This window comes from Kitasatospora sp. NPDC059599 (genome assembly GCF_042735125.1).
In the GTDB taxonomy this organism is placed as follows: domain Bacteria; phylum Actinomycetota; class Actinomycetes; order Streptomycetales; family Streptomycetaceae; genus Kitasatospora.
This window is the reverse complement of the sequence record NZ_JBHWCL010000115.1, coordinates 22,211-31,451: the sequence shown is the minus strand read 5'-3', so window position 1 is coordinate 31,451 and position 9,241 is coordinate 22,211. Positions and strand designations below refer to the sequence as shown.

The following is a 9,241-nucleotide window of genomic DNA, read 5'->3' as shown; positions in this document are numbered from 1 at the left end:
GGGGAGGGGTCAGGCCGCGGCGCGGACGCCCGCCGGGCGGCGGGCCAGCGCGTCGGAGGCCTTGGCCGTGGCGTAGAGGGACACGGCGAGGGCGACGACCAGGGCGGCGCCGGCGGCGAAGAGGCTGCCGGAGGAGACGGCCTTGGCGCTGCCGGCCTCGGTGCGGGCGGACCCGGCGATGAACGGCATCACGGCCAGGACCGCGACCCCGAGGACGACCTCGCCCCAGACGACCAGCGGGAAGTGGTGCAGCGTGAGGTGGCGCAGGGACGCGGTGTCGTCGGCGCGTCGGGCCCGGGCGATGCGGGGCATCAGCCAGAACTGGTTGACGGCGCCGGCGGTGACCAGGCCGAGGACCAGCCCGACCTTGACCAGCAGGGCCAGCCCGTAGCCGGTGGTCCACAGCTGGGAGACCGCGCCGACGTGCTTCCAGCTGAGCCAGAGGCCGGAGACGGTGACGGCGCCGACGCAGACCATGGCGACGAGGCTGAAGCGGCGCCAGATGTCGGCCCACAGCAGGCCGGCGCCGTCGCCCAGCCGGCCGCGGGTGCCGGCGAGGGCGACGAGGAGGGCGAGGCCGCCGAGCCAGACGGTGCCGGAGACGATGTGGGTCTGGTCGAAGGCGAGGTCGAGCCAGCGGTCGAGGTCGGCGGGAGCGGTGGTCGGGACGGCGGCGACCAGGGTGACGGCGAGGGCCGCCGGCAGCGCGGCGAGGGCGACGCGGTCGGTGTGGCGGCGGACGGCCGGGACGAACAGGGCGGTGAGCGCGGCGGCCGTGGCGAGCAGGACGAGGTTCTGGAGCAGGTAGACGGTGCCCTGGGCGATCCAGGCACCCTTGGCGGCGGGGGCCTGGAGGAAGTCCCGGATCCGGGCGGGGGACAGGGCGTCGCCGAAGGGCATGCCCTTGCCGGAGCGGGCGACGCGGGCGGCGAGCTGGAAGTACCCGGCGACCACCAGCACCACGCCCGCCCAGGCGAGCGAGGTTGCCGATCTTGATCTCAGGACGGCGGCGTCGGCGCCGGGACCGGTGCCGCTTCCGGCGGCCTTCTCGGCGCTCCTGAGGGCGGGGCGGACGGTGGTGGCGTAGGTGACGGTGAGGCCGATGGCGCCGCTGAGGCCGATGAAGTAGCCGGTTTTGGTGAGGACCCGCCAGAGCTGGGGCGTGGTGTATCCGGCCGTGTTCGCGGCCAACAGCAGACTGTTCATGAGGAAAGGCTAGCCTTAGTAAGGCCAGCCTTCCCTCATTCTTTGGCAGGTGATTGTTCTATCGTCACCAACTCGTGATTCAGCACGAACAGACCGCCCGCACGGCACCGAGGGCACCGCGGGCCCCACCCGACGCTGTGCAGGCGGCCGAGGTGCGCGGGGGCGGCTGCCGGAGTTGGCTGGAACCACCGGGGATTCCGGAACGGCGGTGGGAGCCGGTGGCCGGAGCCCTGGCGGGAACCTGAGGCGGGAGCAAGGGAGCGGTGACATGGCTGTGGTGATGGCGATGCGGTGGACCGGGGTCACGCCCGGGCAGTACGACACCGTGCGGGACGCGGTCCGCTGGGAGGAACTCGCGCCCGCCGGCGCGCACCTGCACGTCGCCTGGTTCGACGCGCAGGCCCTGAACGTGACCGACGTGTGGGAGTCCCAGTCGGCCTTCGAGGCGTTCTTCGCCGAACGGCTGGCGCCCGCGATCGAGAAGGCCGGCATCGCCGGTCAGCCGGAGGTGGTGTTCAGCCCGCTGCACCGGCGCTTCGTCGCCCCGGACGTCAGCGGCGCCGCGTAGCAGGGCCGGCGCTCGGGCCCGGCCGTGCGCGGGCCGGCCCCGACGGGGGTCACGGCCGGGCCTCCAGGAGGAGGTTGACCGGCGCGCTGTCCTCGGCGATGCGCCGGACGCGGGTCAGCCCGCCCGCCGTGAGGACCTCGCGCAGCCGGGCCTCCCCGGCCATCGCGCCGAGCGCGGCTCCGCCGGTCTGGGCGAGCGAGGACGGGGTGCACACCAGGGTGGAGATCGCGTAGCCGATGCGGGCGTACGGGTTGGCGAAGTCGTCGGCGAAGCGGTCGGCGGCCAGCGGCTCCACGACCAGGACCGCGCCGTCCTCGGCGAGCGCGGCGCGGGCGTGCGCGACGGCGGCGACCGGGTCGCCCATGTCGTGCAGCGAGTCCGTGAAGGCGATCAGGTCGTAGCCCTCGCCGGGGTAGCCGGCGGCGTCCGCGACCTCGAAGACGGCCCGGCCGTCGAGCCCGGCCTCGGCGGCGGCCCGGCGGGCGCGGGCGACGGCGGCGTCGTCGGGGTCGAAGCCGGTGACGGTGCTGCGCGGCCACCGCTGCGCGATCAGGATCGAGGACAGGCCGTGGCCGCAGCCCACGTCGGCGACCCGGGCGCCGGCTTCGAGCCGGGGCACGAGGCCCTCGACGGCGGGGATCCAGGCGGCGATCAGGCCGTGCACGTACGTGGGGCGGGTGAAGCGTTCCTGCGCTGCGCCCAGGGCCGGGTGGTGCTCGCCCCAGCCCATGCCGCCGCCGGTGCGGAAGAAGCCCTCGACCCGGTCGAGGTCCGCCCAGAGCGCCGCGAGGCCGGGGAAGACGCCGATCAGCGCGGTCGGGGCCTCGTCGTCGGCCAGCACGGCGGCGTAGGCGTCGGTGAGGACGAAGGCGCCCGTCGCCGGATCGTGGTCCAGGTAGCCGGCGACGGCGACGCCGCGCAGCCACTCCCGCAGGTAGCGCTCGACCAGCCCGGTGCGGGCGGCGAGTCCGGCGGGCGTGAGCGGGCCCGCGCCGGCCATCGTGCGGAACAGGCCCAGCCGGTCGCCGAGCACGATCAGCGGCGCGGTGCAGTTGACGCCGAGCTCGCCGAAGACCTTGCCGACGGCGGCTTCGAGCTGCTCGGCGTCGACGCCGGCGGGCACGGAATCGGGTGCGGGCGCGGGCGCGGGCTCGGGGGCGCGCTCGGGTTCGCGGTGCGGTGCGGTTGCGGTCGGGGGCGCGGTTTCGGTCGGGGTCGGCATCTCGATCACCTCTTCGCGAGTGCTGGTGACCGAGAGGCGTGGGAAAACGCCTCACACCCCGTGGGACGACCGCCCCCCCCGGGCCCGGTCAGCCGGTCACAGCTGCCACCGCACCGGGTGCGCGGGGCGGTAGGCGCAGGCCCGCCCGGTCGTGACCGACGCGGACAGGTGCCGGCCGAGTTCGGGGTGTTCACGTTCGATGCGGCGCAGGGTGTCCCGGATCCGGGCGGTGACGGTGGTGCGCGCCCGTTCGCCGGTGTCGCCGAGCCGCCGGGGGCGCCCGCCGAGGCCGTACGCGCCGCGCAGCTCGGCGATCAGCGCGTCGCGTTCCTCCTCGGCGCCGGCCAGCCGGGGGAGGTCGTCCCGCTCGCGGGCCTCGGCGATCTCCTCGTCGAGGCGGTCCAGCCGGTCCCGGTAGGCGGCGCGCGCCCGTTCGTCCGCCAGCTCGTCGCTGCCGGAGGGCGGCAGGGACCCGCCGCCCAGCAGCCGGGTGGCGGGGACTTCCCGGCCGGGGCAGGACAGCAGCAGCGCCAGGTCGTGCAGGCCCTTGGCGTCCTTGAGGACGACCGTGCGGCCGCGGTAGGCGAGCGTCCACAGCTGTCCGTCCCGGTGGAACACGTGGTCGCTGTCCGCGCGGGCGAGCGTGGCCCGGGCGTCGTCCCGCAGCCAGTCCAGGCCCATCTCCTCGGCGGTGGTCAGCACCTGGGCGAGCAGCTGCCGTCCGCGCGCGCCGGTGGGTTCGCGGGCCAGCAGCTCCCGGCCGAGTTCCAGCCGGGCCCGGACCGCGAGGGGCCGGGCGCCGAGGCGGTCGGCGCCGTCCAGGGCGTCCCTGAGGTGCCGGACGGCCTCCGGTCCGGTGGTGGCCAGGCCGAGGTAGAACGCCACCGGGCCGAGGACGGCGACCCCGCCGCCCACCACGATGGTCTCCCGTGCGTACGGCAGCAGCCGCCGGTACCGGTCCTCGCGCACCTCGGGCACGCCGGCGGCGACGGCGATCTCCACGTCGAACGCCAGGCCTGCCAGCGCCCGCCACCGGTAGCGGGACAGGTCCTCGGCGGCGGGCAGGGCCCGCAGGACGGCGGCCGCCGCCTCGGGTTCGTCGGCCGCCAGGTACCCGAAGCAGCGCCAGTGCGGCAGGAACTCCGGCGGCAGCCCGGACTCCCCGTACGCCGCCAGCGCCGCCGCGACCCCGGCCGGCCCCTCCCTGGTCAGCGCAGCGGCGATCCGCTGGGTCGCGGTCACCCCGACGCCGTCCGGTTCGCCGATGGCCTCCGCCAACTCGGCTGCCTCGTCGGACAGTTGCCCGGCCTCCCGGAAGCGGCCGCGGAGCAGCGCCCAGGCGGCGTCGCGGGAGCGGACCAGGTAGCGGGCGCGCGGCAGCCGACACCGCCGGGCCGCGTCCGCCGCCTGGCACAGGGCGTCGGCCGCGCCGGGGTCGGCGAGCTCCAGCAGCGCCACGAAACGGCACAGGGCGCCCTCGAACTCCAGGGCCGGGTCGTGCGCGTCCACCGCCGCCGCCACCAGACCGTCGGCCAGGGCCAGCCGGCGGTGCGCGGTGCCGGGCGCCCAGTCGACGTCGTGCTGGGCGAACAGCGCGGTGGCGAGGGCGTGCGGGTCACCGGCGGTGCGGGCCCGGTCCGCCGCCCGCCGGGCGAGGTCCCGGGCCGTCGCCGTGTCCCGCTCCGGGCCGTCGGCCAGCTCCCGGGCCAGGGCGGCCAGCACCTCGGCGTGCAGCACCTCGGCGTGCGGCGGCTCGGCGTGCAGCACCTCAGCGTGCGGAACCTCGGCGTGCGGCGGCTCGGTAGGCACGGGCGCGGGCGGCCTGTCGGCCAGGGCCGCCTCGGCGCGCTCCAGCCACGCCACCACCTCACGCCGGGAGTCACCGCTGCGCACGCCCGCCGCGTGGAGGCCGAGCGCGGCCGCCGCCAGCAGCTCAGGCCGGTGCCGCGCCCGGGCAGCCTCGGCGACCTCGGCGAACCGGCGTGCGGCCGAATCCCGTGCCCCGGACCGGAGTTCGGCCTCCGCCAGGGCGGTGCTCAGCCGCAGCGCGGCGGGATCGTCCGGGGTCGTGAGCCGGACGGCCTGGCGCCACCAGCGGGCGGCCTCCTCGTAGGCCAGCAGGCCCATGGCCTCCTCACCGGCCCGTACGGCGTGGCGTACCGCGGGTTCGACCGGGCCGAACGGCAGGGCCTGTCCGTGGTGCCAGGCCAGCTCGGCCGGGCGCGCGCCGTCGACCAGGGCCCGTGCGGCGGCCAGGTGGACGCCGGCGCGGCGGGCCGGATCGAGCCCGGCGACGAGCTCCTCACGGAAGAGGTCATGGACGAACCGGTAGCCGTCCGGGCCGTCCCGGGCGACGATCCGGGCGCGGACGGCGGGTGCCAGCAGAGCGGGGACCTCGGCCGGGGGCACCGCCGCGACGGTGGCGAGCCGGGCGGTGGTGAAGGCGCGGCCGAGCACCGCGGCGGTGCCCAGCACCCGGGCCGTGCGGTCCGGCAGGCGGGCCAGGCGCCGCGCCACGGTCTGCCCGACGGCCGTGGGCACGGTCGGGTTGTCGCTGCCGGCCGGGTTGTCGCCTCCGGCGGCGCGCAGCCGGGCGACCTGCTGGACGAAGAAGGGGTTGCCGCCGGTCCGCCGGTGCACCAGCTCGGCGGCCTCGACCGTCGCCGGCGGCCCGAACCGGTCCAGCAGCGTCCCGACGTCCGGCGCGGCCAGGCCGCCGAGCACCACCACCTCGGCACCCGGCAGCGCGGGCAGCGGGTGGTCGGCGGGCAGTTCGACGTCCCGGTAGGTGCCGATCAGCAGCAGTGGCTCGTGCCGGGAGCGCCGGCCCAGGTGGCCGAGCAGCAGCACCGACGCCGGGTCCGCCCACTGCAGGTCGTCCAGGACGGCGACCAGCGGTCGGCCGCCCCGCAGCAGCAGGCCCGCGATCCGGTCGAACAGGGCCAGCCGGGAGTGCTCGCCACCGCCGGGTGCCGGTTCGTGCACCGGCCCGGTGGGTGCCGGCCCGGTGGGCGTCGGCCCGGTGGGCGTCGGTCCGTCGGGCGGCTCCTGCGCGAAGGGCTCCGTCCGTCCGGTGACCGCGCGGACGATCTGCTGCCAGGGCCACAGGCCGGGCGCGACGCCACCGTCCTCGCAGCCGCCCCACACCGCCGTCAGCCCGGCGCGGCGCGCGTACCGCACGACCTCGGCGGCGAGCGCGGTCTTCCCGATGCCGGGCTCCCCGGCCAGCAGCACCAGGCCGCCGCGGCCCGCCGCGGTGTCGTCCACCGCCCGGCACAGCGACGCCAGCAGCGCGGCCCGGCCGACGAGTTCCGACTCACCCGGCGTGCCCACAGCGGCATTCTCCCACCGGCCCGGCCGTCCCGCGGGCGGTCCCGGGGGCGGCGCCGTCACGCGGCGTGGATCACTGCGCGCGGACGATGACCACCGGGCAGGTGGCGTGCTGCGCGCAGCGGGTGGAGACCGAGCCGAGCAGGGCGCGGGTGAAGCCGCCGTGGCCGTGGCTGCCGACCACCAGGACCTCGGCGCCCCGGGACGCCTCCAGCAGGACGTCCGAGGCGTCGCCCATCACCAGCGACGGTCGGACCTCCACCGGGCGGTCGGCGCCGAGCACCGTGTCGAGTTCGTCGGAGAAGCGCCGTTCGGCGACCTCCCGGTCCAGGGACATGTCGACCACCGGCGCCGACCAGCCGAAGCGGCTCGGCGGCTCCCAGGCCCCCACCGCGTCGACGACGCCGCCGAGCAGCTTGGCGTGCCGGATCGCCCAGCGCATCGCGGCGTGCGACGACGGAGAGCCGTCGACGCCGACCACGACGCGGGGAACGGAGTCGTTCGCGTCCATGAGTCACCGTCCTGTCGGTCGTCGCCCCCGACACCACGGTGCGGGCCGACCGACGCCGCCGCCAGTACGGTCCGGCACCCGGGTGACGGCGGCGGCGCCCGGGCGGGCCGCTCAGCCGGCCAGGCCCGGCAGCACCCCGGCCCCCGGCAGCCGGGCCAGGGCCCAGCCGGGGAGGATCAGCTTGCCCCGGCGCCGGCCGCTGCCGACCAGGACGTACGGGGCCGCTGCCACCGCCTCGTCGACGAGCAGCGGCCAGCCGGCGGGCAGGCCGAGGGCGGTGATGCCGCCGTACTCCATGCCGGTCAGCTCGACCGCGGCGTCCATCGGGGCGAAGGACGCCTTCCGCGCCCCCAGGTGCGTGCGGACCGTCCGGTTCACGTCAACCCGGGTCGTGGCCAGCGCCAGGCACGCGGCGTGGGTGACCTCACCGGCGCGCTTGGCGGCGACCACCACGCAGTTCGCGGAGAGCTCGGGCGGCGTGTCGTAGGCCGCGCAGAACACCGCGGTGTCCGCCTTCTCGGGGTCGGTGTCCACGTAGAGCACGGACGCGGCCGCGTCCCGGTCGTCCCAGCTCTTCAGGGCGTCGGCCACCGGGGCGGCCAGGTCGTCGCAGATCTCCAGGGCCCGGAAGGCCGTGCGGAAGCTACCGAACGGAGGGAGCACGGAGTCGGTCATGGAGGGACTGTAACGCGGTCCCCGGCCGGACAGGACCTGGCCCTGTCCTAGCTCCAGTAGCCGGTGTGGACGGCGGCGGCCTCCTCGAAGAGGTGCGGGCCGGACACCTGCACGGTGTCGCCGCCGGCCGCGAAGACCTGCCGGCACGACAGGTCGAGCACCGGCTCGTCCGGGTCGGCGCCCGCGATGGCGATCAGCTCGGTCGCGGAGAGTGCGTAGACGACGCGCCGGATGCCGCTCCAGTAGATCGCCCCGGCGCACATCGCGCACGGCTCGGTGCTGCTGTACAGGGTGGCGCCGGTCAGCCGCACCGGGTCCAGGGTGCGGGAGGCCTGCCGGACCAGGTTGGTCTCCGCGTGCGCCGTGACGTCGCGCTCGGTCAGCACGGTGTTCTCGGCGGTGAGCAGGACGTTCCCGGCGGGGTCGGTCAGCAGCGCGCCGAAGGGGTGGTTGCCGTTCGCCCGGGCGCGTTCCGCGAGGGCGATGGCGGCGAGCAGGTGGGTGCGGGTGGGGTCGGCCATGGCGGGCTCCTCGGGGCTGGACCGGGTCGTCGGGTCAAACGTATGACGCCGGGCTTTCGGCGGGAGCCCCCGGGGCCCCGGCTCGCGGGTGACAGGATGCCCGGATGAACGAGATCATCCGTGCCGCCGAACGCGTCCTGGCAACCCGGCTGTCCGATCCGGTCGACCTGGGCGGGAGCAGTCGCAGCAGCGTGCTGCGCTGCCGGACGGCCGACGGGCGGAGCGTCGTCGTCAAGGCCTACACGGGCGGGCGGGACGCCCTGCGCGGCTTCACGGCGGAGGCGGCCGGCCTGTCGCTCGGCCTGGCCGGGCCGGCGGTGCTCGGGGTGGACCGGGAGGTGCCGCTGCTGGTCCTGGAGGACCTCGGTGACGCGCCGACGCTCGCCGACGTGCTCCTCGGGGACGACCCGAAGGCCGCCGAGGCGGGACTGCTCGCCTGGGCGGGCGGGCTCGGCCGGCTGGCGGCCCGCTCGGTGGACCGGCGCGCCGAACTCGGCCGGTTGTGGGGGCGCTACGACCGGGGCCTGCCGACCTGGGCGGACGAGCCGTGGATCGAGCGGAACGCCGCGCAGTTCCCCGGTGCGCTGGAGGCGGCCGGTGTCGCCGTGCCCGCCGGGCTCCCGGAGGAGCTCGAGCGGATCGGGACGGCGGGCCGGGAGGAGTACCCGGCGTTCAGTCCGGGGGACACCTGCCCGGACAACAACCTGCTCACCCCGCAGGGGCTGCGGCTGCTCGACTTCGAGGCCGCCGACTACCACTCGGTGTTCCTCACCGCGGCGTACTGCCGGATGCCGTTCGCCGGCTGCTGGTGCGTCTTCGCCCTGCCGGCCGGTGTCGCCCGGCGGACCGAGGCCGCGTACCGGGCCGAGGTCGTCCCGGTCTACCCGGCGCTGGCCGAGGACGCGGTGTGGGAGGACGGGATGCGGCGGGCCGTGGCCGTGTGGACGGTGAACGCGACCCTGCGGATGCTGCCGCGCACGGCCGAGGACGGCCCGATGCACCGCACCCGCCGGCCGGTGGCCACCCGGCGCCAGGTGCTCAGGCACCGCTGGGAGACCGCGGCGCGGCTCGACGGACTCCCCGCGTTCACGGAGACGATGCGGAGCCTGCTGCGGGAGGTCGCCGGCGGCTGGCGGGTGGACCCGCTGCCGGGCTACCCGTGCTTCGAACGGGACGGCGCCGTCCACGACGGCTGACCGGCGCCCCAC

8 protein-coding genes are annotated in these 9,241 nt (G+C 76.8%); 2 read left to right on the top strand and 6 right to left on the bottom strand.

Going from position 1 to position 9,241, the window contains the following annotated elements; translation table 11 throughout:
- Positions 1-9: 9 nt before the first annotated feature.
- Positions 10-1,206, bottom strand: a complete 1,197-nt coding sequence (locus ACFV04_RS31390; protein ID WP_380534140.1) for a CopD family protein — start codon at positions 1,204-1,206, stop codon at positions 10-12.
- A gap of 268 nt (positions 1,207-1,474) precedes the next feature.
- Here ACFV04_RS31390 and ACFV04_RS31385 point away from each other — a divergent pair, with 268 nt between their 5' ends.
- Positions 1,475-1,774 carry a hypothetical protein gene (locus ACFV04_RS31385; protein ID WP_360259097.1) on the top strand — a complete coding sequence of 100 codons (300 nt, stop codon included), beginning with the start codon at positions 1,475-1,477 and terminating at the stop codon, positions 1,772-1,774.
- Positions 1,775-1,823: 49 nt separating this feature from the next.
- On the opposite strand, the gene ACFV04_RS31380 is transcribed toward ACFV04_RS31385, so the two are convergent.
- From ACFV04_RS31380 to ACFV04_RS31360, 5 genes are all read right to left on the bottom strand, one after another.
- Positions 1,824-2,996, bottom strand: coding sequence for a methyltransferase domain-containing protein (locus ACFV04_RS31380; protein ID WP_380534138.1), 1,173 nt, complete (start codon positions 2,994-2,996; stop codon positions 1,824-1,826).
- A gap of 96 nt (positions 2,997-3,092) precedes the next feature.
- Complete coding sequence (locus ACFV04_RS31375; protein WP_380534136.1) at positions 3,093-6,329, bottom strand: ATP-binding protein; 3,237 nt, start codon at positions 6,327-6,329, stop codon at positions 3,093-3,095.
- A 70-nt stretch (positions 6,330-6,399) separates the two neighbouring features.
- Positions 6,400-6,837 (bottom strand): universal stress protein, encoded by a 438-nt coding sequence (locus ACFV04_RS31370; protein WP_380534134.1) that lies wholly within the window; start codon positions 6,835-6,837, stop codon positions 6,400-6,402.
- Positions 6,838-6,948: 111 nt separating this feature from the next.
- Entirely contained in the window at positions 6,949-7,512 is a 564-nt protein-coding gene (locus ACFV04_RS31365; RefSeq protein WP_380534132.1) for a YbaK/EbsC family protein, read from the bottom strand.
- Positions 7,513-7,559: 47 nt separating this feature from the next.
- Positions 7,560-8,033: a nucleoside deaminase gene (locus ACFV04_RS31360; RefSeq protein WP_380534130.1), complete on the bottom strand. Its 474-nt coding sequence runs from the start codon at positions 8,031-8,033 to the stop codon at positions 7,560-7,562.
- A gap of 104 nt (positions 8,034-8,137) precedes the next feature.
- Between ACFV04_RS31360 and ACFV04_RS31355 the strand changes: the two genes are divergently transcribed.
- Positions 8,138-9,229, top strand: a complete 1,092-nt coding sequence (locus ACFV04_RS31355) for a hypothetical protein (protein ID WP_380534128.1) — start codon at positions 8,138-8,140, stop codon at positions 9,227-9,229.
- Positions 9,230-9,241 lie beyond the last annotated feature (12 nt).